This is a genomic window from Streptomyces sp. NBC_00425, from assembly GCF_036030735.1.
Classification (GTDB): domain Bacteria; phylum Actinomycetota; class Actinomycetes; order Streptomycetales; family Streptomycetaceae; genus Streptomyces.
In genome coordinates this window covers 4,390,784-4,415,696 of sequence record NZ_CP107928.1, presented here as the reverse complement: position 1 = coordinate 4,415,696, position 24,913 = coordinate 4,390,784, and the positions used below count along the sequence as shown (strand labels likewise).

At 68.0% G+C, this 24,913-nt stretch carries 19 protein-coding genes and 3 rRNA genes; 17 read left to right on the top strand and 5 right to left on the bottom strand.

Annotated elements, in window-relative coordinates:
* Positions 1 to 172 precede the first annotated feature (172 nt).
* The gene (proC, locus tag OHS82_RS18870; RefSeq protein ID WP_057578082.1) at positions 173 to 985 is read left to right on the top strand and encodes a pyrroline-5-carboxylate reductase; all 813 of its coding nucleotides are present in this window, start codon (positions 173 to 175) and stop codon (positions 983 to 985) included.
* Positions 986 to 1,016: 31 nt separating this feature from the next.
* Here the strand turns inward: proC and OHS82_RS18865 are convergent, their stop codons facing one another.
* Positions 1,017 to 1,604, bottom strand: a complete 588-nt coding sequence (locus OHS82_RS18865) for a cysteine hydrolase family protein (protein WP_328434186.1) — start codon at positions 1,602 to 1,604, stop codon at positions 1,017 to 1,019.
* Between the two features lie 75 nt (positions 1,605 to 1,679).
* On the opposite strand from OHS82_RS18865, the gene OHS82_RS18860 reads away from it, so the two are divergent.
* On the top strand, positions 1,680 to 2,729 hold the full coding sequence (locus tag OHS82_RS18860; protein ID WP_057577677.1) for a GlxA family transcriptional regulator: 1,050 nt from the start codon (positions 1,680 to 1,682) through the stop codon (positions 2,727 to 2,729).
* Here the strand turns inward: OHS82_RS18860 and trpS are convergent.
* A complete protein-coding gene (trpS, locus tag OHS82_RS18855) occupies positions 2,621 to 3,694 on the bottom strand; it encodes a tryptophan--tRNA ligase (protein WP_328434185.1) in 1,074 nt (357 codons plus the stop codon). The genes OHS82_RS18860 and trpS overlap by 109 nt on opposite strands.
* Before the next feature lie 846 nt (positions 3,695 to 4,540).
* Between trpS and OHS82_RS18850 the strand changes: the two genes are divergently transcribed.
* The 12 genes from OHS82_RS18850 to OHS82_RS18795 all read left to right on the top strand — a co-directional run bounded on the left by OHS82_RS18850 (position 4,541) and on the right by OHS82_RS18795 (position 17,904).
* Positions 4,541 to 6,066, top strand: a 16S ribosomal RNA gene (locus OHS82_RS18850).
* A 312-nt stretch (positions 6,067 to 6,378) separates the two neighbouring features.
* Positions 6,379 to 9,502 (top strand): 23S ribosomal RNA (locus OHS82_RS18845).
* A gap of 91 nt (positions 9,503 to 9,593) precedes the next feature.
* Positions 9,594 to 9,710 (top strand): 5S ribosomal RNA (rrf, locus tag OHS82_RS18840).
* The 16S, 23S and 5S rRNA genes sit together here, the layout of an rRNA operon.
* A gap of 61 nt (positions 9,711 to 9,771) precedes the next feature.
* Complete coding sequence (locus OHS82_RS18835; protein WP_328434184.1) at positions 9,772 to 10,416, top strand: HAD family hydrolase; 645 nt, start codon at positions 9,772 to 9,774, stop codon at positions 10,414 to 10,416.
* A gap of 91 nt (positions 10,417 to 10,507) precedes the next feature.
* On the top strand, positions 10,508 to 11,257 hold the full coding sequence (locus OHS82_RS18830) for a VC0807 family protein (RefSeq protein ID WP_057583567.1): 750 nt from the start codon (positions 10,508 to 10,510) through the stop codon (positions 11,255 to 11,257).
* A 104-nt stretch (positions 11,258 to 11,361) separates the two neighbouring features.
* Positions 11,362 to 12,591: an MFS transporter gene (locus OHS82_RS18825; RefSeq protein ID WP_057583569.1), complete on the top strand. Its 1,230-nt coding sequence runs from the start codon at positions 11,362 to 11,364 to the stop codon at positions 12,589 to 12,591.
* Positions 12,542 to 13,714: an acetoin utilization protein AcuC gene (locus OHS82_RS18820; protein WP_328434183.1), complete on the top strand. Its 1,173-nt coding sequence runs from the start codon at positions 12,542 to 12,544 to the stop codon at positions 13,712 to 13,714. The genes OHS82_RS18825 and OHS82_RS18820 overlap by 50 nt, the downstream gene beginning before the upstream one ends.
* Positions 13,715 to 13,968: 254 nt before the next feature.
* Positions 13,969 to 14,784: a phosphatase gene (locus tag OHS82_RS18815; protein WP_057583571.1), complete on the top strand. Its 816-nt coding sequence runs from the start codon at positions 13,969 to 13,971 to the stop codon at positions 14,782 to 14,784.
* A 134-nt stretch (positions 14,785 to 14,918) separates the two neighbouring features.
* Positions 14,919 to 15,131 carry a helix-turn-helix domain-containing protein gene (locus tag OHS82_RS18810; protein WP_004984898.1) on the top strand — a complete coding sequence of 71 codons (213 nt, stop codon included), beginning with the start codon at positions 14,919 to 14,921 and terminating at the stop codon, positions 15,129 to 15,131.
* A 178-nt stretch (positions 15,132 to 15,309) separates the two neighbouring features.
* Complete coding sequence (locus OHS82_RS18805) at positions 15,310 to 15,408, top strand: 30S ribosomal protein bS22 (protein WP_003948845.1); 99 nt, start codon at positions 15,310 to 15,312, stop codon at positions 15,406 to 15,408.
* Between the two features lie 310 nt (positions 15,409 to 15,718).
* The gene (locus OHS82_RS18800) at positions 15,719 to 16,810 is read left to right on the top strand and encodes an NAD-dependent epimerase/dehydratase family protein (RefSeq protein WP_057583574.1); all 1,092 of its coding nucleotides are present in this window, start codon (positions 15,719 to 15,721) and stop codon (positions 16,808 to 16,810) included.
* Between the two features lie 14 nt (positions 16,811 to 16,824).
* Positions 16,825 to 17,904: a lysophospholipid acyltransferase family protein gene (locus tag OHS82_RS18795; RefSeq protein WP_328434182.1), complete on the top strand. Its 1,080-nt coding sequence runs from the start codon at positions 16,825 to 16,827 to the stop codon at positions 17,902 to 17,904.
* A 140-nt stretch (positions 17,905 to 18,044) separates the two neighbouring features.
* Here OHS82_RS18795 and OHS82_RS18790 read toward each other — a convergent pair whose 3' ends face one another.
* The 3 genes from OHS82_RS18790 to OHS82_RS18780 all read right to left on the bottom strand — a co-directional run bounded on the left by OHS82_RS18790 (position 18,045) and on the right by OHS82_RS18780 (position 21,788).
* The gene (locus tag OHS82_RS18790; protein WP_057583577.1) at positions 18,045 to 19,280 is read right to left on the bottom strand and encodes a DUF5667 domain-containing protein; all 1,236 of its coding nucleotides are present in this window, start codon (positions 19,278 to 19,280) and stop codon (positions 18,045 to 18,047) included.
* 246 nt (positions 19,281 to 19,526) lie between these two features.
* The gene (locus tag OHS82_RS18785; RefSeq protein ID WP_057583580.1) at positions 19,527 to 20,312 is read right to left on the bottom strand and encodes an ECF subfamily RNA polymerase sigma factor, BldN family; all 786 of its coding nucleotides are present in this window, start codon (positions 20,310 to 20,312) and stop codon (positions 19,527 to 19,529) included.
* 537 nt (positions 20,313 to 20,849) lie between these two features.
* Positions 20,850 to 21,788, bottom strand: a complete 939-nt coding sequence (locus OHS82_RS18780; protein WP_057583582.1) for an HAD family hydrolase — start codon at positions 21,786 to 21,788, stop codon at positions 20,850 to 20,852.
* Positions 21,789 to 21,890: 102 nt separating this feature from the next.
* On the opposite strand from OHS82_RS18780, the gene OHS82_RS18775 reads away from it, so the two are divergent.
* The 3 genes from OHS82_RS18775 to OHS82_RS18765 all read left to right on the top strand — a co-directional run bounded on the left by OHS82_RS18775 (position 21,891) and on the right by OHS82_RS18765 (position 24,911).
* Positions 21,891 to 22,163 carry a glutaredoxin family protein gene (locus OHS82_RS18775; RefSeq protein WP_057583584.1) on the top strand — a complete coding sequence of 91 codons (273 nt, stop codon included), beginning with the start codon at positions 21,891 to 21,893 and terminating at the stop codon, positions 22,161 to 22,163.
* Positions 22,164 to 22,413: 250 nt separating this feature from the next.
* Complete coding sequence (locus OHS82_RS18770; protein WP_057583585.1) at positions 22,414 to 23,178, top strand: redox-sensing transcriptional repressor Rex; 765 nt, start codon at positions 22,414 to 22,416, stop codon at positions 23,176 to 23,178.
* The gene (locus OHS82_RS18765) at positions 23,175 to 24,911 is read left to right on the top strand and encodes a glutamyl-tRNA reductase (protein ID WP_328434181.1); all 1,737 of its coding nucleotides are present in this window, start codon (positions 23,175 to 23,177) and stop codon (positions 24,909 to 24,911) included. The genes OHS82_RS18770 and OHS82_RS18765 overlap by 4 nt, the downstream gene beginning before the upstream one ends.
* The last annotated feature ends 2 nt before the right edge of the window (positions 24,912 to 24,913 follow it).

Sequence of the window (24,913 nt, the reverse complement as noted above, 5' to 3'; positions counted from 1 at the left end):
GGGCAGCGCCCCCAGGGACGGGACGGGCAGGGGCGGCGGGGGCGAAAACCCCCGTCCGCCCACCGGACGCACCGGCCGGACCAGCACCCCCGGTGCGAGGATGGCCCCGGACGACGACGGCATCACCGCGGCGCGCACGCCCACGACGCACCCTCCGGAGGACCCCCCAGCCATGACCCAGAAAGTCGCAGTCCTCGGCACCGGCAAGATCGGCGAAGCCCTCCTCAGCGGCATGATCCGCGGCGGCTGGCCCCCCGCGGACCTCCTCGTCACCGCCCGCCGCCCCGAGCGCGCCGAAGAACTCCGCGCCCGCTACGGAGTCACCCCGGTCGCCAACGCCGAGGCCGCCAAGGCCGCCGACACCCTCATCCTCACCGTGAAGCCGCAGGACATGGGCGCCCTCCTCGCCGAACTCGCCGACCACGTCCCCGCCGACCGCCTGGTCATCAGCGGAGCGGCCGGCATCCCCATCTCGTTCTTCGAAGAGCGCCTCGCCCCCGGAACGCCCGTCGTCCGCGTCATGACGAACACCCCCGCCCTCGTCGACGAGGCCATGTCCGTCATCTCCGCCGGCACCCACGCCACCGCCGACCACCTCGCCCACACCGAGGAGATCTTCGGCGCCGTCGGCAAGACGCTGCGGGTCCCGGAGTCCCAGCAGGACGCCTGTACCGCGCTCTCCGGCTCCGGCCCGGCCTACTTCTTCTACCTCGTCGAAGCCATGACCGACGCCGGCATCCTGCTCGGCCTGCCCCGCGACAAGGCCCACGACCTGATCGTCCAGTCCGCGATCGGCGCCGCCACGATGCTCCGGGACAGCGGCGAACACCCGGTCAAGCTCCGCGAGAACGTCACGTCCCCCGCGGGCACCACCATCAACGCGATCCGCGAACTCGAGAACCACGGCGTACGGGCCGCGCTCATCGCCGCCCTGGAGGCCGCCCGCGACCGCAGCCGCGCACTGGCCTCCGGCAAGAAGGACTGACGGGCCGGGGGACGGCGAAGCGGCCCGGCGTTCACCCGCCGGCCGCCCCCACGATCTCCTTCGTGGTCACCACGCGCGCGAACCCGCCCCCGTGCAGCGACACCGCCGAGGCCTGCGCCAGCTCCTCGGCGCTCCGCCGCCAGCCGAACGGCCCCTCCAGACCGAACGTGTACGTCGCGTCGTAGGCGAACAACACGTCGTACCCGAGGTTCCCGCCCATCCGCGCCGTCGTCTCCGCGCACATGTTGGTCTGGATCCCGGCCACCACGATCTGCGCGATCCCCTGAGCCGTCAGCCAGACCCCCAGATCCGGTGTCCCGAGGAAGGCCGAGTTCACGGTCTTCGTGACGAGCAGCTCGGGCCCCGCACCGCGTCCCCTTCGCTCCTCCACGTACTCCTTGAAGGCGTTCCCCTGATACCCCGCCCGCAACGGCGACCGCGGCCCCGACGAGTCGTGCCGCACGAACACGACCGGCCGCCCGGAGGCCTGCCAGACGTCGATGAGGGCGGCGATGTTGTCGTCCGCCCCCGGATTGTTGCGCTCACCCCAGAACCCGAGCTCCTCGAAGCCCTTCTGCACGTCCACGACCACCAGCGCTGCGTTCTCTGCGATGTCCATGCCCACGATCCTGCCGCCACCCCGGGCCACGCCCCAGAGGCGCAGAAGCCATCGATCGATGGTTTACTGCCAGCCATGAAGAAGCCCGCCCACCGGGTCGCCCTCGTCGCGTTCCCCGGTATCCGCGCCTTCGACGTCTCCGTCATCACCGAGGTCTGGGGCACCGACCGCACCGACCGCGGCGCCCCCGCCTTCGATCTGCGCCGCGTCGCCGCCGACCCCGGCACGCCCGTCCCGATGCGCGGCGGCCTGGCTCTCTTCCCGGACCGCACCCTGGCCTGGCTCTCCCGCGCCGACCTGATCATCGTCCCCGGCCTGGACGACCACCTCACCCCGGCGCCCGCCGCCGTCCTCGAGGCCCTGCGCAGCGCCCACGCACGCGGCACCACCCTCGCGGCCCTCTGCGGCGGCGCCTTCACCCTCGCCCAGGCCGGACTCCTGGACGGCCGCCGAGCGATCACCCACTGGAACCTCGTCGACCTCCTGCGCACCCACCATCCCCGGGTCACCGTCGTCCCCGACGCCCTCTTCATCGAGGACGACAACATCTGGACGGCCGCCGGGACGGCCGCCGGCATCGACCTCTGCCTCCACCTGGTCCGGTGTTCCCACGGTGCGGAAGCCGCCGCCACCATCGCCCGCTCGATGGTGACCGCCCCCTTCCGCACCGGCACCCAGGCCCAGTTCATCGAGCACCCCACGCCCCGCTCGGACCGCGCCGCCGACGCCCTCGCCACCGTGCGCGAACACGCCCTGCGCCGACTGCACGAACCGCTCACCGTCGCCGACCTCGCCGCGCACGCCGGCATGTCCCCGCGCAGCTTCGCCCGTCACTTCACGGCCGAGACCGGGGTCACCCCCCTGCGCTGGCTTCTCGACCAGCGCATCGCCGCCGCCCAGCGCCTCCTCGAGCGCACGGACCTCGCCATGCCGGAGGTCGCCCGGCGGGCCGGCTTCGGCAGCGAGGTCACGATGCGCCAGCACTTCGCATCACGCCTCGCCACCAGCCCCCGCGCCTACCGAGCCGCGTTCAACGCCGCCCCCGCCGCGGACGCCGCCCCAGACTCCGCCGTGGACTCCGACAGCGGCTCGGTCAGCGGCGCAAGCAGTCCGATCGCGCGATAGGCGCGGTCCACGACCGGCCGTGCCATGTTCCGGGCCTTCTCGGCCCCGTCCCGCAGCGCCTTCTCCACATACACCGGGTCGGCGCACAGCTCCCGGTGTCTGGCCTGCAGGGGTTCCAGGACCGCCACCACCGCGTCCGCGGCGTCCTTCTTCAGAGCTCCGTACGACGCGTAACCACCGCCCAGCGCCTCCGGGTCACCGCCGGTACAGGCGGCGAGGATCTCCAGCAGGTTCGCGACCCCGGGCCGCCCGGCCCGGTCGTACACGACCTCCCGCCCGCTGTCGGTGACGGCCCGCATCATCTTCCTGCGCACCACGTCCGGCTCGTCCAGCAGATAGACGATGCCGGGCCCGAAGTCGTCGCTCTTGCCCATCTTCGACGCCGGCTCCTGCAGGTTCATCACCCGAGCGGCCACCGCCGGCAGCGTCGCCTTCGGCACCACGAACGTGTGCCCGTACCGCTGGTTGAACCGCACCGCCAGATCCCGTGCCAGCTCCACATGCTGCGCCTGGTCGTCCCCCACCGGCACCTCATGGGTTCCGTAGGCAAGGATGTCCGCCGCCATCAGTACGGGATACGTCAGCAGCGACAGCCGCACACTGCCCCCGCGCTCCCGCTCCCGCGCGGCCTTCTCCTTGTACTGGATCATCCGCCGCATCTCGCCGTCGGTGGCCACGCACTCCAGCAGGTACGACAGCCGCGCATGCTCGTCCACGTGACTCTGCACGAAGACGGTGCACAGCTCCGGATCCAGCCCCGAGGCCAGCAGCAGCGTCGCCGCCTGCCGGCTCAGCCGTCGTACCCGCGCCGGGTCATGGTCGACGGTCAGCGCGTGCAGATCGACGACGCAGAACAACGAGTCGGCCCGGTGCTGGTCGACCTCGGCCCACTGCCGCAGCGCGCCCAGGTAGTTCCCCAGCGTCAGGTGCCCGGTCGGCTTGACTCCGCTGAAGACCCGCTTCATCTCTCCACCTCCTGGTCGAGACCGCCGTTCCGGCCGGCCGACCCCCGGGTTCTGGTGGGAGAAACAAGAACGGCCGCCGAAGCGGCGGCCGTTGAGTGCATACGTGAACACGGCCGCCTGTCAGGCGGCCCACCACAGCTGGGCGCACGTACGCGTAGTCATGGCAGCCAGGCTACGCCCCCGGGGTGCTCTCAGGACATGAGTTGACACACCCTGAGGCGAAACGTAGTGTTCTCCGAGTTGTCCGACGTGAGCGCCGACCCCGGTCGGTCCCCGGACAGCCATTCCGCAGGTACCAACCAACCACTCGACAACAGTCGACTCGTCTGCTGTCGCGTTCATTGGCGTGCGTATTCGCGAAATGAGGAATCCGCGTTCGAAAGGACGCAGGCCCCGATTGGCTTCGGAGGCAGGGAATCCGCTAAAGTCTCACTCGTCGGAACGGCCCAACAGCCGGGAAGGCAACTCCCGCTGACCGGGAATCAGAACCGAAAGGGTCTGGTAGAGTCGGAACCGCCGGAAAGGGAAACCGCGAGATAAGCGGGAAACCTGGAAAGCACCGAGGAAATCGGATCGGGAAACGGTCTGATAGAGTCGGAAACGCAAGACCGAAGGGAAACTGCCCGGAGGAAAGCCCGAGAGGGTGAGTACGAAGGAAGCGTCCGTTCCTTGAGAACTCAACAGCGTGCCAAAAATCAACGCCAGATATGTTGATACCCCGTCCCCGGCAGTGATAGCCGAGGATGAGGTTCCTTTGAAACAAACACAGCGAGGACGTTGTGAACGCCGGGCTTATTCCGCTCGACGTTCCGCTCTCGTGTGTGCGATCCCGATCACGGGAAAACATTCACGGAGAGTTTGATCCTGGCTCAGGACGAACGCTGGCGGCGTGCTTAACACATGCAAGTCGAACGATGAACCACTTCGGTGGGGATTAGTGGCGAACGGGTGAGTAACACGTGGGCAATCTGCCCTTCACTCTGGGACAAGCCCTGGAAACGGGGTCTAATACCGGATATCACTTCCACTCGCATGGGTGGGGGTTGAAAGCTCCGGCGGTGAAGGATGAGCCCGCGGCCTATCAGCTTGTTGGTGAGGTAATGGCTCACCAAGGCGACGACGGGTAGCCGGCCTGAGAGGGCGACCGGCCACACTGGGACTGAGACACGGCCCAGACTCCTACGGGAGGCAGCAGTGGGGAATATTGCACAATGGGCGAAAGCCTGATGCAGCGACGCCGCGTGAGGGATGACGGCCTTCGGGTTGTAAACCTCTTTCAGCAGGGAAGAAGCGAAAGTGACGGTACCTGCAGAAGAAGCGCCGGCTAACTACGTGCCAGCAGCCGCGGTAATACGTAGGGCGCAAGCGTTGTCCGGAATTATTGGGCGTAAAGAGCTCGTAGGCGGTCTGTCACGTCGGATGTGAAAGCCCGGGGCTTAACCCCGGGTCTGCATTCGATACGGGCAGACTAGAGTGTGGTAGGGGAGATCGGAATTCCTGGTGTAGCGGTGAAATGCGCAGATATCAGGAGGAACACCGGTGGCGAAGGCGGATCTCTGGGCCATTACTGACGCTGAGGAGCGAAAGCGTGGGGAGCGAACAGGATTAGATACCCTGGTAGTCCACGCCGTAAACGGTGGGAACTAGGTGTTGGCGACATTCCACGTCGTCGGTGCCGCAGCTAACGCATTAAGTTCCCCGCCTGGGGAGTACGGCCGCAAGGCTAAAACTCAAAGGAATTGACGGGGGCCCGCACAAGCAGCGGAGCATGTGGCTTAATTCGACGCAACGCGAAGAACCTTACCAAGGCTTGACATACACCGGAAACGGCCAGAGATGGTCGCCCCCTTGTGGTCGGTGTACAGGTGGTGCATGGCTGTCGTCAGCTCGTGTCGTGAGATGTTGGGTTAAGTCCCGCAACGAGCGCAACCCTTGTTCTGTGTTGCCAGCATGCCCTTCGGGGTGATGGGGACTCACAGGAGACTGCCGGGGTCAACTCGGAGGAAGGTGGGGACGACGTCAAGTCATCATGCCCCTTATGTCTTGGGCTGCACACGTGCTACAATGGCCGGTACAAAGAGCTGCGAAACCGTGAGGTGGAGCGAATCTCAAAAAGCCGGTCTCAGTTCGGATTGGGGTCTGCAACTCGACCCCATGAAGTCGGAGTTGCTAGTAATCGCAGATCAGCATTGCTGCGGTGAATACGTTCCCGGGCCTTGTACACACCGCCCGTCACGTCACGAAAGTCGGTAACACCCGAAGCCGGTGGCCCAACCCCTTGTGGGAGGGAGCTGTCGAAGGTGGGACTGGCGATTGGGACGAAGTCGTAACAAGGTAGCCGTACCGGAAGGTGCGGCTGGATCACCTCCTTTCTAAGGAGCACTTCTAGGCAGCCGCAAGGTTGTCCAGGGGCCAGTTCATCGGCGAACGTCCGATGCTGGTTGCTCATGGGTGGAACGTTGATTATTCGGCACTCTCAGTCATCTCGGGCTGCAAGTACTGCTCTTCGGAGCGTGGAAAGCTGATCACGAGTGGCGGGGGTGCCGGGCACGCTGTTGGGTGTCTGAGGGTGCGAGCGTTTTGCTTGCCCTTCTGATGCCGGCCCCAGTGAACTCCAGCTCAGGTTGGGGGTGATGGGTGGCTGGTCGTTGTTTGAGAACTGCACAGTGGACGCGAGCATCTGTGGCCAAGTTTTTAAGGGCGCACGGTGGATGCCTTGGCACCAGGAACCGATGAAGGACGTGGGAGGCCACGATAGTCCCCGGGGAGCCGTCAACCAGGCTTTGATCCGGGGGTTTCCGAATGGGGAAACCCGGCAGTCGTCATGGGCTGTCACCCATACCTGAACACATAGGGTATGTGGAGGGAACGCGGGGAAGTGAAACATCTCAGTACCCGCAGGAAGAGAAAACAACCGTGATTCCGGGAGTAGTGGCGAGCGAAACCGGATGAGGCCAAACCGTATACGTGTGAGACCCGGCAGGGGTTGCGTGTACGGGGTTGTGGGATCTCTCTTTCACAGTCTGCCGGCTGTGAGGCGAGTCAGAAACCGTTGATGTAGGCGAAGGACATGCGAAAGGTCCGGCGTAGAGGGTAAGACCCCCGTAGTCGAAACATCAACGGCTCGTTTGAGAGACACCCAAGTAGCACGGGGCCCGAGAAATCCCGTGTGAATCTGGCGGGACCACCCGCTAAGCCTAAATATTCCCTGGTGACCGATAGCGGATAGTACCGTGAGGGAATGGTGAAAAGTACCGCGGGAGCGGAGTGAAATAGTACCTGAAACCGTGTGCCTACAAGCCGTGGGAGCGTCGGACGTCAAGCTTGCTTGGCGTCTCGTGACTGCGTGCCTTTTGAAGAATGAGCCTGCGAGTTTGCGGTGTGTTGCGAGGTTAACCCGAGTGGGGTAGCCGTAGCGAAAGCGAGTCCGAACAGGGCGTTTCAGTAGCACGCTCAAGACCCGAAGCGGAGTGATCTAGCCATGGGCAGGTTGAAGCGGAGGTAAGACTTCGTGGAGGACCGAACCCACCAGGGTTGAAAACCTGGGGGATGACCTGTGGTTAGGGGTGAAAGGCCAATCAAACTCCGTGATAGCTGGTTCTCCCCGAAATGCATTTAGGTGCAGCGTCGTGTGTTTCTTGCCGGAGGTAGAGCACTGGATAGGCGATGGGCCCTACCGGGTTACTGACCTTAGCCAAACTCCGAATGCCGGTAAGTGAGAGCGCGGCAGTGAGACTGTGGGGGATAAGCTCCATGGTCGAGAGGGAAACAGCCCAGAGCATCGACTAAGGCCCCTAAGCGTACGCTAAGTGGGAAAGGATGTGGAGTCGCAGAGACAACCAGGAGGTTGGCTTAGAAGCAGCCACCCTTGAAAGAGTGCGTAATAGCTCACTGGTCTAGTGATTCCGCGCCGACAATGTAGCGGGGCTCAAGCGTACCGCCGAAGTCGTGTCATTGCGATATATACCCCCAACGGGGATCGTGATGGGTAGGGGAGCGTCGTGTGCCGGGTGAAGCAGCACCGGAAGGTAGTTGTGGACGGTTCACGAGTGAGAATGCAGGCATGAGTAGCGATTCACACGTGAGAAACGTGTGCGCCGATTGACTAAGGGTTCCTGGGTCAAGCTGATCTGCCCAGGGTAAGTCGGGACCTAAGGCGAGGCCGACAGGCGTAGTCGATGGATAACCGGTTGATATTCCGGTACCCGCTGTGAAGCGTCAAACATCGAACCAGGCGATGCTAAGTCCGTGAAGCCGTTCCGGACCCTTCGGGGAATGGAAAGTGGTGGAGCCGACGGACCAGACTTGTAGTAGGTGAGTGATGGGGTGACGCAGGAAGGTAGTCCATCCCGGGCGGTGGTTGTCCCGGGGTAAGGGTGTAGGCCGTGTGATAGGCAAATCCGTCACACATTAAGGCTGAGACCTGATGCCGAGCCGATTGTGGCGAAGTGGATGATCCTATGCTGTCGAGAAAAGCCTCTAGCGAGTTTCATGGCGGCCCGTACCCTAAACCGACTCAGGTGGTCAGGTAGAGAATACCGAGGCGTTCGGGTGAACTATGGTTAAGGAACTCGGCAAAATGCCCCCGTAACTTCGGGAGAAGGGGGGCCATCACTGGTGATTGGATTTACTCCATGAGCTGGGGGTGGCCGCAGAGACCAGCGAGAAGCGACTGTTTACTAAAAACACAGGTCCGTGCGAAGCCGTAAGGCGATGTATACGGACTGACGCCTGCCCGGTGCTGGAACGTTAAGGGGACCGGTTAGTCACATTTCGGTGTGGCGAAGCTGAGAACTTAAGCGCCAGTAAACGGCGGTGGTAACTATAACCATCCTAAGGTAGCGAAATTCCTTGTCGGGTAAGTTCCGACCTGCACGAATGGCGTAACGACTTCTCGACTGTCTCAACCATAGGCCCGGTGAAATTGCACTACGAGTAAAGATGCTCGTTTCGCGCAGCAGGACGGAAAGACCCCGGGACCTTTACTACAGTTTGATATTGGTGTTCGGTTCGGCTTGTGTAGGATAGCTGGGAGACTGTGAAGCTTGGACGCCAGTTCAGGTGGAGTCGTCGTTGAAATACCAGTCTGGTCGTGCTGGATGTCTAACCTGGGTCCGTGATCCGGATCAGGGACAGTGTCTGATGGGTAGTTTAACTGGGGCGGTTGCCTCCTAAAGAGTAACGGAGGCGCCCAAAGGTTCCCTCAGCCTGGTTGGCAATCAGGTGTTGAGTGTAAGTGCACAAGGGAGCTTGACTGTGAGACCGACGGGTCGAGCAGGGACGAAAGTCGGGACTAGTGATCCGGCGGTGGCTTGTGGAAGCGCCGTCGCTCAACGGATAAAAGGTACCCCGGGGATAACAGGCTGATCTTCCCCAAGAGTCCATATCGACGGGATGGTTTGGCACCTCGATGTCGGCTCGTCGCATCCTGGGGCTGGAGTCGGTCCCAAGGGTTGGGCTGTTCGCCCATTAAAGCGGTACGCGAGCTGGGTTTAGAACGTCGTGAGACAGTTCGGTCCCTATCCGCTGCGCGCGCAGGAATATTGAGAAGGGCTGTCCCTAGTACGAGAGGACCGGGACGGACGAACCTCTGGTGTGCCAGTTGTTCTGCCAAGGGCATGGCTGGTTGGCTACGTTCGGGAGGGATAACCGCTGAAAGCATCTAAGCGGGAAGCCTGCTTCGAGATGAGTATTCCCACCCACTTGATGGGGTAAGGCTCCCAGTAGACGACTGGGTTGATAGGCCGGATGTGGAAGCCCAGTAATGGGTGAAGCTGACTGGTACTAATAGGCCGAGGGCTTGTCCTCAGTTGCTCGCGTCCACTGTGTTGGTTCTGAAACCACGAACAGCCCCATGCCATGGTCACGGTGTGGTGCGGCTGAAACAGTTTCATAGTGTTTCGGTGGTCATAGCGTGAGGGAAACGCCCGGTTACATTCCGAACCCGGAAGCTAAGCCTCACAGCGCCGATGGTACTGCAGGGGGGACCCTGTGGGAGAGTAGGACACCGCCGAACAATCATTGCGAAAACCCCCGTGCCATTCGGCACGGGGGTTTTCTGCGTTTAGGGTCTGAATATGCGCTACGACTTGGTGGTCTTCGACAACGACGGTGTCCTCGTGGACAGCGAGCCGATCTCCAACCGCCTGTTGGCCGGCTATCTGACCGAGCTGGGGCATCCGACCAGCTACGAGGACTCCATCCGGGACTACATGGGCTCGGCGATGCACCGCATCCACGACCTGGTCGCGGAGCGGACCGGGGAACGGCTTCCGGACGACTTCGACGACGTCTTCCACCGGCGGGTGTTCGACGCCTTCGAGCGGGAGCTGCGGCCCGTCCCGGGCATCGTGGCCGTGCTGGAGAAGCTGGCCGCGGACGAGGTGCCGTACTGCGTGGCGTCCTCGGGGAGCCATGAGCGGATCCGGGTGGGGCATCGGACGACGGGCCTGGACCGGTGGTTCGACGAGAGCCGGGTCTTCAGTTCGCAGGACGTGGGCAAGGGCAAGCCGGCCCCGGACCTCTTCCTCTTCGCGGCCGAGCGGATGGGCGTCGAGCCGGAGCGCTGCGTGGTCGTCGAGGACAGCCCACTGGGGGTGCAGGCGGCCCGGGCGGCCGGGATGGACGTGTACGGGTTCACCGCGATGACGCCCGCCACGAAGCTCGCCGGGGCCACGCAACTCTTCGCTGACATGCAGCAGTTGGGTGACCTGCTCGTTTGACGCCGGTCCGGCGGACGGGCTGACATTTGTCATGCGGAGCTCCGGACGATCGTTTCTACTGGGGGACCCCCCCGGCGGCGAAGCTGTGTGCATGACGACGAACCAGCACAAGAAGCAGAACGCCTTCGCCCCGCTCATCGTGGACGTGGCGGTGCCGCTCGGGTCGTACTACCTCTTCAAGGGCGCGTTCGGGATGAGCACCTTCGCCGCTCTCGCGTGGAGCAGCGTGCTGCCGGCCGCGCGGACGCTGTGGAGCGTGGCCAGGGAGCGCACCGTCAACGGGCTCGCCGGGCTGATCCTCGTCGTCAACGTCGTCGGGCTGGTGCTCAGCTTCGTCGCCGGTGATCCGCGGCTGATGCTGGCCAAGGACAGCGGGGTCAGCAGCACGGTCGGGATCGGGATCCTGGTCTCCGTGATGCTGGGGAAGCCGATGATGACCGCCGGGCTCAAGCCGTTCCTGGTGAAGGGGAACGCCGTCCGGGACGCCGCGTGGGAGCGGCTGGCGAGCGGGGTGTCGGTGGCGTCGGCGGACTTCCGGAGGCGGGAGCGGGCCTTCTCGGTCGTGTGGGGCGCGGTGCTGCTCGCCGAGTGCGTCGTGCGGGTCGTCGGGGCCTACACGGTGCCGGTGGACACGATGGTGTGGCTCGGCTCGGTGATCATGGTCGTGGCGATCGTGCTGGGGATCGTGCTCGGTGGGGCGCTGGGCGCCGGTCCGATGGAGGCGATGGTGTCCTTCGAGGCGAAGGCCGCGGAGGCCGGTGTGACGGACGCCGGGGCGGGCGTCGGTGTGGCGGTCGAGGAGGTTCGGGCCGTGGCGCCCGAGGTCGCACTCGCCCGATAGGGCGCCTCGGCTGCCGGTCGGACCGGCGACCCGGTGAAAGCTGAAGAGAACTCATCTTTGGCTGGATCTACCCACGAGTACGCAGGGGCCCTACGCTCGCCGCCATGACAGATGTGCTGCGGCGCGGTAGGGCCTCTCTGGCGTTCGGCTTCTTCGCGCAGGGAGTCGCGTTCGCGCTGCTCGTGACCAGGATTCCGGCCATCCAGGACAGGTACGGGGTTTCTGACGCGTTGCTGCCCGCCTTTCTGGCCGCCGTACCGATTCTCGCGGGCGTCGGCAGTGTGACGACCGAGCAGTTGGTGAAGCGGATACCGCCCAGCCGCCTGCTGCGCTGGTCCCAGCCGGTCGTGCTGCTGGCGCTGCTAGGGGTCGGGGCGGGGCGGGGAATGGTCGAGCTGGGGGTCGCCCTGGCCGTGTTCGGGCTGGCGGTCGGTGCGCTGGACGCCTCGATGAACATGCTCGGGGTGAGTCTGCAGCGGACGTACGGGCGCAGCATCATGCTCAGCTTCCACGCGGTGTACAGCCTGGGCGGGATCCTGGGGGCCTCGCTGGCCTGGGTGGGGGCGCACTGGCATCTCGCGCTGTGGGTGTCGTATCTGCCGGTGGTGGCGGTGCTGTTGCCGGCGGCGCTGCTGGGCAGCCGGTGGTACGTGGACGGGGGCACGGAGGCCGGCGGAGCGGCGGTGGCGGACGGGAAGTCGAGCGGCGGTGAGGCGGGCCTCGTCTTCAAGGTGCTGCTGCCGCTGTGTCTGGTGATGAGCTTCGCCTACATCGGGGACTCGACGGTCTCCAACTGGAGTGCCAAGTACCTGCAGGACGTGCTGGGGAGCTCGGAGCAGCTGGCGACGGTCCCCTACAACGTCTACATGGTGACGACGCTGCTCGGGCGGGCCATCGGTGACTTCGGGGTGCGGAGGTTCGGGGCCGCGGCGGTGGTGCGGCTGGGGGCGCTGGTCGCGGCGGCGGGGTTCGCGGTGGTGGCCGTCGCGCCGGGCGCGTGGGTCGGGATGCTGGGGTTCACGCTCGTGGGACTGGGCCTGTGCGTGCTGGTGCCGCAGACGTTCGCGGCGGCGGGGCGGCTGTTCCCGGGGGCCTCGGACGCGGCGATCGCCCGTCTCAACATCTTCAACTACGTCGGGTTCCTGGTGGGGTCCCCGTTGGTGGGAGCGCTGGGCGACACCTGGAGCTATCGGGGGGCGATGGTCGTGCCGATGGTGTTGGTGCTGGTGACGTTGGCGTACGCCCGTTCGTTCGCCGCTCAACCGGACCGATACGGTGACGGGCATGAGCGGCCGCGCACAGCTGATGTGGGACGAGGCAGTAACGGGCTATGACTTCGGGCCCGGGCATCCGATGGATCCGGTCCGGCTGGATCTGACCCGGAGGCTGGTCGGGGCCCTGGGGCTGGACCGGGAGGTGGACGTCGTCTCGGCGAAGCCCGCCGGGGAGTCGACGCTGCGGCTCGTGCACCGGGAGGACTACGTCGACGCGGTGAAGGCGGCGTCGGCCGAGCCGGGGGCGGCGGACCAGTCGTACGGGCTGGGGACGATGGACGATCCGGCGTTCGCGGGGATGCACGAGGTGTCCGCGCTGATCGCCGGCCTCTCCGTGGGGGCGGCGGAGGCCGTGTGGCGGGGGGAGGCGCTGCACGCCGTGAACTTCGCGGGCGGGCTGCACCATGCGATGCCCGGGGGCGCGTCCGGCTTCTGCATCTACAACGACGCCTCGCTGGCGATCGCCCGGCTGCTGGAGCTCGGGGCGAAGCGGGTCGCGTACGTGGACGTGGACGTGCACCACGGTGACGGGGTCCAGGCGGCGTTCTGGGAGGACCCGCGGGTGCTGACGGTCTCGTTGCACGAGCATCCGCGGACGTTGTTCCCGCAGACGGGGTGGCCGGAGGAGACGGGCGGAGAGGCCGCGCAGGGGTCGGCGGTGAACCTCGCGCTGCCGGCCGGGACCGGGGACGCGGGGTGGCTACGGGCGTTCCACGCGGTGGTGCCGGAGCTGATCGCCGACTTCCGGCCGGATGTGCTGGTGACCCAGCACGGGGCCGACACGCACTTCGAGGACCCGCTGGCTCATCTCGCGGTGTCGCTCGACGCGCAGCGGGCCGTGCAGGTGGCCTGTCATGACCTGGCGCACGAGTTCGCCGGGGGGAAGTGGGTCGCGCTCGGCGGCGGCGGTTACGCGGTGGTGGACGTGGTGCCGCGGTCGTGGACGCATCTGGTGGGGGTGGCGGGCGGGGTTCCGGTGCCGCCCGAGACGGTGATTCCGGAGGCCTGGCGGCAGGACGTGTTCGCTCGTACGCGGCAGTTGGGGCCGATGCGGATGACGGACGGGCGGTGGCCGGTGGGGTGGGAGGGGTGGGAGTCGGGGTACGACCCCGCCGATCGGTTGGATCAGGCGGTGCTGGCCACTCGGCGGGCGGTGTTCCCGTTGCGGGGGCTGTTGGCGTAGCCGGGGGCCCGGGGGCCGGGTGGGTTGTTTCGCCCCGCCGCCCCTTTCCGTCCCGGCGGCAGGGGCGCTGCCCCTGCTGCCCCGCCAGGGGGCTCCGCCCCCTGGACCCCCGGTCGGCCTGGACGGCCTCGTCCTCAACGCCGGACGGGCTGGATAGGCGGACGGGCCGGTAGGGCGCATGGGGCTTACGCCGACTGTGCGGTGTTCCTGCGGTTCCTGCCCGTGGGGCGTTCTCGTCCGTCAGCATCGCTTGTGTGCTGAGTACCGGGGAGCTTCGGGCGCATCTGCTCGCCGCGCGGCTGGCCGGGGTGGTCGCGACCTCCCGGGAGGTGAGCCTGCGGAGCTATCGGCTCTTCGCTGCCCGGGATCCGCGCGTGCTGATCGGTCTTGATCCCGACGGGAGTTGGGGGCAGCGGGAGCTGATCGCGTTGATGGCGGACAAGTGCGGGGTCTCGGCCGATCCCGGATGTGTGTCGGGGCATGATGTGATCGATCCCGAGCGGACGCTGGCCGCGCTCGAGGCGTTCGCGGAGCGGCTCGCCTCGGTCGCCCAGCGTGGCGCGGCCGTGCTCCTCGGCACCGGGCACCCGCATCGGCTGTTGGGTTTCTACGCCGGTCTTGCGGACGCTTTGCAGACGGCGGGATGTGATGTTCTCACCCCGGCGCAGGGTCGCTGTGTCGACATAACGACCCGGTTCGGCCTACGCCCCCACACCCTGGACTACGTACGAGGGGTGGCGGTCGTCCGGGAGACGGAGGGTGAACGCGCCGGTTGTGCGACCGGTGTGCACAGTCATTCCCCGCTGCCGGTTCGGGTGGCGCTCGCCGCGGCCGCCGAGGCCGGCGGACCTTTGCCCGAGCTCGTGATCGGGGACCACGGATGGGTCTGCGGGGCTGGTCAGCTGGGGTTCGAGGCGGTCGGACTGGCCGACACCGACGACCCCGCGCTGTTCGTGGGAGAGGCCGAGGGGGTCGTCTCGGTGGCCGTTCCGCTTGATGACGCCGTGCGGTCCGATTACTACAGGCCGCTGACCCGCTACGTACTCAATCGAGCGTGTCTGTCACGGTAGGCCGCTGATGGGTGCACCTCTTCCCCACTCGCATCACCCGCCCCTACATTGGGGAGTGAGCACGCAGCGACGAAGAGTCACCGGAAGGGGAAGCCGGTGGCCGTCGAGTCGAGTGCGGAAGGTTCAGGTGTGTCATGGCTGCAGCTGGCGAGAGGCCTCTGAACGAGGTTCAGTTCCTGACCGTGGCGGAAGTCGCCTCGGTGATGCGAGTGTCGAAGATGACCGTGTACCGGCTGGTGCACAGTGGTCATCTGCCCGCGATCCGGGTGGGGCGGTCCTTCCGCGTCCCCGAGCAAGCGGTTCACGAGTACCTCCGCGAGAGCTATGTGGGGGTGGAAACCGCCTGACGGCCGGGGCCTGCCTGCCGGGCAGGCCCATGGACGAAGGGCCCGGCCGTCAATGCCGTCCCGGGCCCGTTCGCCCTCGATTACGACCTCAGCGCTCAGGCGGGTAGGCTAGCCCCTCGTAGGTCGTATGGGCCCATGGCGCCCAGCACCGAGTGATGAGAAGTGAGCGAGGGTAGTCGTGGGCTCTGTTATCAAGAAGCGGCGCAAGCGGATGGCCAAGAAGAAGCACCGCAAGCTGCTCAAGCGCACGCGCGTTCAGCGTCGCAACAAGAAGTAGGCGCGAGAAGCAGGCACGTTCTGCTTCTTCGCGCGTCCTTCGCGCGACGCGAGCCGCGTAGGCGTGGTGTGGCCCCCCATCGATCCGTCGGTGGGGGGCCACACGCATATCCGGGCGCCGTGCGGTCCGTTGAACGGCGTCTGCATGCCTGGACCGGCATGATTGCCGTTGAGGTCGTGCGACCGCCCGGTTCTCGTCACTTCGCGCATCGGGCAGTCATCACAGGGCAACACCGACCCGCTAAGTTGGCCCGCAGACGGGAACCCGGTGCGGCAGCCGGCGGTTCCAGGACGGAAGGAAGGCGCGGATCTTGGGAAAGGTCGTGCTCGTTACCGGAGTGGCCCGTCAGCTGGGGGGCCGCTTCGTCCGGCGGATCCAGCGGGACCCACGGGTCGACCGGGTGGTCGCCGTGGACGTCGTGCGGCCCGAGCATCATCTCGGGGGCGCCGAGTTCATCCAGGCCGACATCCGGCAGCCCACCATCGCGCGGGTGCTGGCCGAGAGCGGGGCCGACACGGTCGTCCACCTGGACGTGACGGCGACCGCGCTGGGCAGCGGCAGCCGGACGACGGTCAAGGAGACCAACGTCATCGGGACGATGCAGCTGCTCGGCGCCTGTCAGAAGTCGCCGAACGTGAAGCGGCTCGTCGTGAAGTCCAGCACCAACGTGTACGGGTCCGCGTCCCGGGACCCGGCCGTGTTCACCGAGACCACGCCCGCCAAGGCGCTGCCGAGCGGCGGTTTCGCCAAGGACACCGTCGAGGTGGAGGGGTACGTCCGCGGGTTCGCCCGGCGGCGGCCGGACGTCGCCGTGTGCGTGCTGCGGTTCGCCAACATCCTCGGGCCGACCGCGGAGACGCCGCTCGCCTCGTACTTCGCGCTGCCTGTGCTGCCCACGGTGCTCGGCTACGACCCCCGGCTGCAGTTCGTGCACGAGGACGACGTGATCCAGGTGCTGCGGATGGCCGCGCACGAGCCGGAGCGGGGCACGCTCAACAGCGGCACCTTCAACATCGCCGGGGACGGGGTGCTGTTGCTGTCGCAGTGCTCGCGGCGGCTCGGGCGGCCCACGGTGCCGCTGCTGCTGCCCGCCGTCACCTGGGCGGGCTCGCTGGTGCGTACGCTGGGCATGACGGACTTCTCGCCGGAGCAGATCCGGCTGCTCACCCACGGCCGGGTCGTGTCGACGGTCCAGATGCGCGAGACGCTGGGGTTCACGCCCCGGTACACGACGGCCGAGACCTTCGAGGACTTCGCGCGCACCCACGGACCCGGTCTGCTCCCGCCGGGAGCCGTCGCCGGGGCGGTCGACCGGATCGCCGCGCTGCCGCTGCCGGGCGGCACCCGTGGCACGGCCCCGGACCGGTCCCCGGTCACCCCCCCGACGCAGAGCGCCAACTGAGGAGCGCATCAACGATGGCGGACGCCAAGGTCATTCCGTTCGACGACGACCGGTCCCGGGGGAGCGCCGTGGCGCGGCCGTCCCGGCGACGGGGTGCGGGGAGCCGGCGCAAGAACGGCGAGCCCGCGCAGGTCCTGGAAATCGGCGAGGCCGGTGAGAACGGGCCGGTCGGCGAGGTCCAGCCCCTGCACACGGGGGCGGCCGGGCTGGATGATGTTCCTGTGACGGGTGAGGAAGGGCCTTACGAGGCCGGGGCCGGTTTGGAGCGGCGGATCGCGGGCGGGCTGTCCTTCCTGCGCCGCCGGCTCACGGGCGACTACGAGGTCGACGACTTCGGCTACGACGAGGAGCTGACCGATCAGGTCCTGATGTCCCTGCTGCGGCCGCTGTACGAGAAGTACTTCCGGGTCGAGGTGAAGGGCGTCGAGAACATCCCGGCCGAGGGCGGGGCGCTGATCGTCGCCAACCACTCCGGGACGCTGCCGCTGGACGGCCTGATGATGCAGGTCGCCGTCCACGACCAGCATCCGGCGGGCCGTCATCTTCGGTTGCTCGCCGCTGACCTCGTCTTCGTGCTGCCGGTCGTCAACGAGCTGGCGCGCAAGCTGGGGCATACCCTGGCCTGTGCGGAGGACGCCGAACGGCTGCTCGGCCAGGGCGAGCTCGTCGGGGTGATGCCGGAGGGCTTCAAGGGCATCGGGAAGCCGTTCAACGAGCGGTACAAGCTTCAGCGGTTCGGCCGGGGCGGCTTCGTCTCGACGGCCCTGCGCAAGGGCGTCCCGATCATTCCCTGCTCGATCGTCGGGGCCGAGGAGATCTACCCGATGATCGGCAACGCCAAGACGCTGGCCCGGGTGCTGGGCATCCCGTACTTCCCGCTCACGCCGACGTTCCCGTGGCTCGGCCCGTTGGGCGCGGTTCCGCTGCCGACGAAGTGGACGATCCAGTTCGGCGAGCCGATCCTGACGGACGGCTATCCGCCGGAGGCGGCGGAGGATCCGATGCTGATGTTCAACCTCACGGACCAGGTACGCGAGCAGATCCAGCACACGCTCTACAAGCTGCTGGTGCAGCGGCGCTCGGTGTTCTTCTAGCCGTTCGCCGGTTGTCTCGTCGGCCGTTTCGTCGGCTGTTTCGTCGCCTGTCCCGCCGTCCCGCCGGCCGTTGCGCGGCGGCACGGCGATGGGGGCGCACCTTCCGAGAAGGTGCGCCCCCATCGCCGTGTGCGGTGGTGTTACTCCGCGTCCTCGCCGTCGATGCCGAGGCCCGGCAGGAGGCCGGGGAGGAGGGGCGGGAGGGTGACGTCGGGCCGGGTGAGCGGCGGGTTGGTGGTCGGGGCGGTGCCGCCGGTGTCCTTCGGGGGGTCGAGGAGGCCGCCGGTGTTTCCGCCGAGGAGGCCGTCGTCGTCCGTCCCGGAGGTGGCGGACCTGCTGGGGCTGCCGGTGTCGCCCCCGGTGTCGTCGGACGTGTCCTTGCCGCTGCCCGGTGTGCTCGCGCGGCCGGTGTCCGCGGAGCTGCCGGTGGACGCCGACCCGGTGCCGTGACGGCTGTCGCGGCCGCCCGCGGCGGGGGGCCGCGGAAGCAGGGACTGCAGCGGGGCGACCTCGTCGTCTATGGCCTCGAAGACCGACGAGACCTGCTGGCTGACGTCCCCGAGCTGGACCGGGAGCCGCTCGCGCAGAGCGCCCCAGGCCTCGCGGTGCGAGCGGGAGAACGCTTCGAGGGCCTGGATGGGGCCCAGCGAGTCGGGGTTGTGCGCGTACGCCTCGTGGAGGAGGCGATGACCCTCCGACGCGTCGTGCTGCATGCCGTTCAGGGCGCGCCGGATCTCGCCGAGGGACTCGTGGTCGAGGTCGCCGCTGCGGCCCCGTTCCATGAGCCTACGGGCCTCGCCGAGCCGGGTGGAGGCCTGGTCGAGGTAGGTGCGACCGCGTTCGTCGTCACCGTCGGCCAGGTAGTTGAGCTTGAAGTCCTCGATCCCGCGCTTCAGCCCGTAGAGCCCGTCGCCCGGCAGGGCGTCGGAGCTCGCGGCGGCGACTCCGCCGAAGGCTCCCGCCGCGACGCCGACGCTGAGGCCGCCCGCGGTGAGGCCCCTGGCGAGGCGGGAACGCGGCCGGAACTTGCCCAGAGGGCCGGCCCGGTGTGTGCCCCTGCCCCGGTGGGATCGCTGTTCGGGGACCGACAGGTCCGCCGCCTCGCCTCCCGCGGTGCCAGCCTGCAGCATGGCCTCCATCGCTGCGACCAACTGGGCCCGCTGGACGACCTTGACCTCGGGATCGAGTTCCGGCTTGGGCAGCTCGGCGAGACTCGTGGCGAGGGCCAGCAGCTGGCCCTGCCCGGTCTGGTCCGCAGCGGCCGGCGCCGGCGGTGATCCTTCGGTCTGCTCGGCCGCCGTGCCCTGGTCGGACTGCTCCTCCAGGGCCTGGGCGAAGGCGTTCGCCCGCCGGTGCGCCGATACGTTCGCGATCACGGGCGGCACCTCCTCTCGTCATGACGGTCGACTCCCCTGGGGTACTGAGGGTTGCACGCCCTGTACCGGTTGCACCCGATCGAGTGATCGGGGTCGGGCAGGACGTGACCACAGGGAGCCTGTATCCCGCACAACGACTGGCGCGGCACTTGGGTTACGGACTGCGGATGATCGGATCGGGAAGGCAACGGACTTTCACTGAACGTGAGTTGGGGAACGCCGACAGTGATCTGCGGGCGGGGGCGGTCAGCGGGCGTCTTCCGGCAGCAGCCGGGCGAGGGTGCGGACGGCCCGGTACTGGAGGGTTTTGATGGCGCCCTCGTTCTTGCCCATCACCCGAGCGGTCTCGGCGACGGAGAGGCCCTGCAGGAACCGGAGCGTCACGCACTCCTGCTGCTGGGGGTTGAGCCGCCGCACCGCGTCCAGCAGTGCGGCGTTGGACAGGGACTCCAGGACGGAGTCCTCGGGGGAGCGCTCGACCTCGTTGGCGTCGAGCATCTCGCCGGTGGTCACCTCGAGCCGGAAACGGCTCGACTTGAAGTGGTCGGCGACGAGGTTGCGGGCGATGGTGACGAGCCAGGCGCCGAAGTCGCGGCCCTGCCAGGTGAACGTCCCGATGCGGCGCAGGGCGCGCAGGAACGTCTCGCTGGTGAGGTCCTCGGCAGTCGCCTTGCTGCCCACCCGGTAGTAGATGTAGCGGTACACGGTGTCGCTGTACTGGTCGTACAGCCGCCCGAAGGCGTCGGCCTCGCCGGCCTGAGCGCGTTCGACGAGGTCCATCATCCGGGCGCTGTCGCTGTCGGCGGCCGGTCGGCGGGTGGCGGTGCTCGCGCCGCTGGTCGAGCGCCCTCTTCTGCCGACCGCGGCGCTGCCTTCCGCCAGTGCGTAGCAGGGGCCCGCCGGAGCGGCGGTGGCGAAGGCGGGGCCGGCGTACGCGGTGGGGACGAAGCCGCGCAACAGGTCCTGGACCATAGCGACCGTTGCGCGCAGCGTAGCCAGGCCCGAGGTGTCAACCCCGACGTGTGGGTACACGGGACTCCCAGAGGCAGAGCTTCCATCACGTGCAGTGCGGAACCTTTCACCCGTCGTAGCGACAGGAGGGGTACCGGATTGCGTCTGAGGAGAATAACGCTTCGTACAGGGCCTGCTACGCCGAGTTGCTCAAATCATCGATTACGTCGCTTCTGTGGCCTATTGGCGCTCGATCAAGTGATGCAGGCTGAACGATTGTTGATCGAAACAGTTCGAGTTTCGGGTCGGTCCAGGGCGTGTTGTGGCGGTGCGCGGACAACGGGACTGGATACGGGGTTACGCGGGTATGACCGTCGGATTGGTCGCGTTTGCTCGTGGGTGTGGGGTGTTGTCGCCGGTGTGACGGACAGCGGCGGGGTTCCGGCGTCGGAGCGGCGCCGGACGCGCGCGGGTGCCGGCGCGGGAAATGCGGCGGCCGGGCGGAAAACGCGGCGGCCGGGCGGTGTCGTACCGCCCGGCCGCCCTGTCTCGCTCAGCCCGTGCCTTGTCGCCGCGCGGCTCGTCCCCGCGTGGCTCGTCGCCGTGCGCCGGTTCAGCTCATCGCCGGCGCCGGTGCAGGGCGATCGCCGCCGCGGTGCCGCCCGCCACCGCGCCGACGCCCGCCGCCGCCGGGATGCCGACCTTCGCCGCCTTGCGGCCGGTGCGGTAGTCGCGCAGCCGCCAGTCGAGGCTGTGGGCGTGCCTGCGCAGCTTGGCGTCCGGGTTGATGGCGTAGGGGTGGCCGACCAGGGAGAGCATCGGGATGTCGTTGTGGGAGTCGCTGTACGCGGCGCAGCGCGAGAGGTCGAGGTTCTCCGCCGCCGCCAGCGCGCGCACCGCCTCCGCCTTGGCCGGGCCGTGCAGGGGCTCGCCCACCAGCTTGCCGGTGTAGACGCCGTCGACCGACTCCGCGACCGTGCCCAGCGCGCCGGTGAGGCCGAGCCGGCGGGCGATCACCTGGGCGATCTCCACAGGGGCGGCTGTGACCAACCACACCTTCTGGCCGGCGTCCAGGTGGGCCTGGGCCAGTGCGCGGGTGCCCGGCCAGATGCGCTCGGCCATGTACTCGTCGTAGATCTCCTCGCCGATCGACATCAGCTCGGAGACGCGGTGGCCCTGGACGATCGACAGGGCCGAGTCGCGGGCCTCCTGCATGTGCTCGGGATCCTCGACGCCGGCCAGCCGGAACCACGCCTGCTGCCAGGCGAAGCGGACCAGGTCGTGGGTCTCGAAGAACTTCCGTTTGTACAGGCCGCGGCCGAAGTGGAAGAGCGCGGCGCCCTGCATCACGGTGTTGTCGAGGTCGAAGAAGGCGGCGGCCATCGCGTCGCCGTGCACCGGGAACGGCGGTTCCCGGTCCGAGGTGTCCAGGACGTCCTGGGAGTCCAGGGCTTCCTGGGTGGACTTGCGGGCTGCCTCGGCCGAGGCCTCGCCTGCCAACACGCTCCGCGCCGTGGCGGAACGCCTACGGGGAGTGAGCCATCCTAGAGCGGCCATGGCGTGAGCATAGCCAGTCTGTTCGGCGGTTCCGGATCGATGAGGTTGGCAGTGTGTGAACACTCGCGGCCGTCCCGTCGCCGCGAGCGCGACAATGGCGTCATGACTCCCCTCTTCCGACGCAGGGCCGACGCGCACGAGCGGTCGGTCACTCTCATCCGCAAGGCGGGCTGCCATCTGTGTGACGACGCGGAGCAGGTGGTCGCGCGGGTCTGCGCGGACCTCGGCGTGCCCTGGGAGGAGAAGGACATCGCCGACGACCGTGAGCTGTACGAGCAGTACTGGGAGCAGATTCCGGTGGTCCTGGTGGACGGCAGGCAGCACACCTTCTGGCGGGTGGACGAGGGGCGGCTCCGCAAGGAGCTGACCGGATGAGAACTGACCGAGCAGTACAAGGACGTACCGGACGTCGCTTAGGATCGATGGCGCTTTGGTCTCGGGGGCGGGATTCACGAGGAGAGTGACGGTTTTGCCCCCTGTAATGACGCGCGTGACCCCGGTCACGTTGGCCGGGCAAATCGGACACCATCTTTGTGCACGCGTTCACAAAGACATAGCCTGCACTCGACGGGGCGGTCTGGGAACATGTGACCGCCTGCAGCCCCGCTCTACCCGCAGGAGCACCGTGGCAACTGGCCGAACTCACCGACCGGCGACCCGTAGCCGAGGGATTCCCGAGGCCACCGTCGCCCGCCTTCCGCTGTACCTCCGCGCGCTGACCGCACTGTCGGAGCGCTCGGTGCCCACGGTCTCCTCCGAGGAGCTCGCAGCCGCCGCGGGGGTCAACTCCGCGAAGCTGCGCAAGGACTTCTCCTACCTGGGTTCCTACGGAACGCGCGGTGTCGGCTACGACGTCGAGTATCTCGTCTACCAGATCTCGCGTGAGCTGGGCCTCACCCAGGACTGGCCGGTCGTCATCGTCGGCATCGGAAACCTCGGCGCGGCGCTCGCCAACTACGGCGGGTTCGCCTCGCGCGGTTTCCGGGTCGCGGCGCTCATCGACGCCGACCTCGCGATGGCCGGGAAGCAGGTCGCCGGGATCGCCGTGCAGCACAGCGACGGCCTGGAGAAGATCATCTCCGAGAACGGCGTCTCCATCGGCGTCATCACCACCCCGCCCGGCGTCGCCCAGCAGGTCTGCGACCGGCTCGTGGCCGCCGGCATCACCTCCATCCTGAACTTCGCGCCGACCGTGCTGTCCGTGCCGGACGGCGTCGACGTGCGCAAGGTCGACCTCTCCATCGAGCTGCAGATCCTCGCCTTCCACGAGCAGCGCAAGGCCGTCGAGGAGGCCGCGGCGAGCGACGCCGCCGCCCCCGCGCCCGTCGGCCGCGACGCCTCCACCGACCAGGGACCCGACGGGGACGTGCCCGCCGTGATGCCGGCATGAGCCTCCTCGTCGTCGGACTGAGCCACCGCAGCGCCCCCGTGAGCGTGCTGGAGCGCGCCTCGCTGTCCACGGACGCCCAGTTCAAGCTGCTCCAGGACACGGTCGCCGCCGAACCCGCCGCCGAGGCCGCCGTCCTCGCCACCTGCAACCGGATCGAGCTGTACGCCGACGTGGACAAGTTCCACGCGGGCGTCGCCGAGCTCTCCACGCTGCTCGCCCAGCACAGCGGCGTCGGCCTCGAGGAGCTCACTCCCTATCTCTACGTGCACTACGAGGACCGTGCCGTCCACCACTTCTTCTCGGTGGCCTGCGGGCTGGACTCCATGGTCGTCGGCGAGGGGCAGATCCTCGGGCAGATCAAGGACTCGCTGGCCCGGGCGCAGGAGCTGCACACCGCCGGACGGCTGCTGAACGACCTGTTCCAGCAGGCCCTCAGGGTCGGCAAGCGCGCCCACTCCGAGACCGGCATCGACCGCGCCGGGCAGTCCCTGGTCACCTTCGGCCTGGAGCAGCTGGCCGCGGGCGAGGACGTGCGGGACTGGGCCCGGGGCAAGCGCGCCCTCGTCATCGGCGCCGGCTCCATGTCCTCGCTGGCCGCCGCCACCCTGGCGCGCGCCGGGATCACCGAGCTGGTGGTCGCCAACCGCACCCTCGACCGCGCCGAGCGGCTCGCCCAGATACTGACGGAGGGCGGCGGCACGGCGGACGTGTCGGCCCGCGCGGTACCGATGGAATCGGTGCCGGCCGAGCTGACACGTGCCGACGTGGCCGTCTCCTGTACCGGCGCGACGGGCCTGGTCCTGACGGCGGAAGCGGTCGCCGCCGCCGTCGAGGGCCGTACCGGGGCGCCCGCCGCCTTCGCCGAGGAGAGCGCCGCCCCGGACGTACAGCCGCTGCCGCCCACCTCGGTCGGCGCGGACGAGAACTGCCCGCTCGACCTGGCCGCCGCGCAGCAGTCCGCCGTGCAGCAGTCCGCCGTGCAGCAGTCCGGCTTCTCCGTGATGGGGGAGGCCGCCGTCGCCGGCATGGACGCCGCCACGCTGGAGCAGCACGCCGCCTGGGTCGACAACGCGGCCGTGGACCGCCGGCTCGTCGCCCGCCGCAGCCCCGAGACCGACGCCGAGCTGATCACCGCGCTCGCCGCGACCGCCGCCGCCGTCGGCCGCATCCCCGAGCGCCGCAGGCCCGAGCCGGTCGCCGTGCCGGCGCGGCCGCAGCCCGTCCTCTTCCTGCTCGACCTCGCGATGCCGCGGGACGTCGACACGGCCGCGCACCGACTCGCCGGGGTGCGGCTGGTCGACATCGAGTCGCTCTCCGAGGCCTCCGCCGACGCGCCGATGGCCGCCGACGTCGACCAGGTGCGGCGGATCGTCGCCGACGAGGTCGCCGCCTTCGGCGCCGCACAGCGGGCCGCGCACATCACCCCCACCGTGGTCGCGCTGCGCGCCATGGCCGCCGACGTCGTGGCCGGCGAGATGGCCCGGCTGGACGGGCGGCTGCCCGGCCTGGACGACAAGCACCGCGCGGAGATCACGCAGACCGTCAAGCGCGTCGTCGACAAGCTGCTGCACGCGCCGACCGTACGGGTCAAGCAGCTCGCGGCCGAGCCCGGCGGCGCCGGGTACGCGGACGCGCTGCGGACCCTGTTCGACCTCGACCAGGAAACGGTGGCTGCCGTGTCCCGGGCCGAGGACAGCACCGAGAAGAACGCACAGAACCGAGGGCCGGCATGAGC

What these genes read in the sequence shown, in the direction of transcription:
- proC (WP_057578082.1), top strand. Translation starts at nt 173, where the DNA reads ATGACCCAGAAAGTCGCAGTCCTCGGCACCGGCAAGATCGGCGAAGCC.
- OHS82_RS18865 (WP_328434186.1), bottom strand. Translation starts at nt 1,604, where the DNA reads ATGGACATCGCAGAGAACGCAGCGCTGGTGGTCGTGGACGTGCAGAAG.
- OHS82_RS18860 (WP_057577677.1), top strand. Translation starts at nt 1,680, where the DNA reads ATGAAGAAGCCCGCCCACCGGGTCGCCCTCGTCGCGTTCCCCGGTATC.
- trpS (WP_328434185.1), bottom strand. Translation starts at nt 3,694, where the DNA reads ATGAAGCGGGTCTTCAGCGGAGTCAAGCCGACCGGGCACCTGACGCTG.
- OHS82_RS18835 (WP_328434184.1), top strand. Translation starts at nt 9,772, where the DNA reads ATGCGCTACGACTTGGTGGTCTTCGACAACGACGGTGTCCTCGTGGAC.
- OHS82_RS18830 (WP_057583567.1), top strand. Translation starts at nt 10,508, where the DNA reads ATGACGACGAACCAGCACAAGAAGCAGAACGCCTTCGCCCCGCTCATC.
- OHS82_RS18825 (WP_057583569.1), top strand. Translation starts at nt 11,362, where the DNA reads ATGACAGATGTGCTGCGGCGCGGTAGGGCCTCTCTGGCGTTCGGCTTC.
- OHS82_RS18820 (WP_328434183.1), top strand. Translation starts at nt 12,542, where the DNA reads ATGAGCGGCCGCGCACAGCTGATGTGGGACGAGGCAGTAACGGGCTAT.
- OHS82_RS18810 (WP_004984898.1), top strand. Translation starts at nt 14,919, where the DNA reads ATGGCTGCAGCTGGCGAGAGGCCTCTGAACGAGGTTCAGTTCCTGACC.
- OHS82_RS18795 (WP_328434182.1), top strand. Translation starts at nt 16,825, where the DNA reads ATGGCGGACGCCAAGGTCATTCCGTTCGACGACGACCGGTCCCGGGGG.
- OHS82_RS18780 (WP_057583582.1), bottom strand. Translation starts at nt 21,788, where the DNA reads ATGGCCGCTCTAGGATGGCTCACTCCCCGTAGGCGTTCCGCCACGGCG.
- OHS82_RS18775 (WP_057583584.1), top strand. Translation starts at nt 21,891, where the DNA reads ATGACTCCCCTCTTCCGACGCAGGGCCGACGCGCACGAGCGGTCGGTC.
- OHS82_RS18765 (WP_328434181.1), top strand. Translation starts at nt 23,175, where the DNA reads ATGAGCCTCCTCGTCGTCGGACTGAGCCACCGCAGCGCCCCCGTGAGC.